We start from the raw sequence: 1,044 nt of genomic DNA on the forward strand, positions 1-1,044 counted from the left end.
ATAACGATGTTTTGATGTATGAAAGGACCGCCCGGTTCCACAAGGCGCTGCAGGCGTACCAAGTCCCAACCCTGCCAATTGAGATACATCAGTTTTATGCCACCGAGGCTCTCTTCAGTTCTCGGGCACGGCAAGCTAAGAGTTCATTCTGCCCAGAGGCACGTTCGCCTATGCGCGGCTGGGACCGCGTCTTGAGTCCGGAGGCCATTACTGCCGTACCGATTATAGGCGACCACGTGACGATGATAAGTGTTCTGGAAAACCGCAAAGCTCTGGCCCGAGCCATTGTCAACGCCCTTAACCGGGGCTCTTGATCCCTAACGAACCGCTCGGAAGGGGTCTGGCACCCCGACCATGTTTAGTCTCGAGATTCCGACAATACACCAAATGTCGGAAAGTCCTGGCTTGGTGATCCAAAGGTAGGAAGCACTTCATATGTGGTCCGCCGCCACTGCTGATCGACGACCAAGTCGGGCTAAATGCAACGCGAAGCTACATTGACTGAGCATCTCATTGGAAAAGCTCATAGGAACCAGATAAATGGAGATTATCACGATTGATCAACAGAACATCCTCGTCGGCATTCGTCCAATAGAGCCGGCTGACGAATCGACCTTGTACGCTTCCGAAGTTACGTCTACGGGACGCGCTGTTCCCAAAGTCCGCCGCCAGAGCGGTGCTGCAAGAGTAATTGCCCGAACACTTCTTGGGCAACTGGGATTCCCACCACTGCCGATCTTAAAGACGCGCTCTGGTGTTCCGATCTGGCCAGCCGGCATGGTCGGATCTTTGGCTCACCACGATACAGTAGCAGCCGCCGCCATTGCAGGGACGAAGAGGATTGCAGCGCTCGGCATCGACATTGAACCTAATGAACCTCTGCCGGAGAACTTGATCGAATTGATTGCTACCCCTAACGAGCAACGCATGTACGATCTACGCCTGCTTCAACGGCGGGACCTCTTCGTTTTGAAGGAGGCTGTATATAAAGCCTATTTTCCACTGTACAATGATTTTCTTGAATTCCAGGACGTGGAAATTGAT

Annotated in this window: 2 protein-coding genes; both read left to right on the plus strand. The window is 52.9% G+C overall.

Annotated elements, in window-relative coordinates:
• Window positions 1-314: hypothetical protein (locus X738_RS86715; RefSeq protein ID WP_036270781.1), on the plus strand; the 314-nt coding region annotated here is incomplete at its 5' end.
• A 226-nt stretch (window positions 315-540) separates the two neighbouring features.
• Window positions 541-1,044 (plus strand): 4'-phosphopantetheinyl transferase family protein (locus X738_RS80545; RefSeq protein ID WP_023804292.1); only part of this gene is annotated, 504 nt, incomplete at its 3' end.

The organism is Mesorhizobium sp. L48C026A00, from assembly GCF_000502375.1.
Classification (GTDB): domain Bacteria; phylum Pseudomonadota; class Alphaproteobacteria; order Rhizobiales; family Rhizobiaceae; genus Mesorhizobium; species Mesorhizobium muleiense.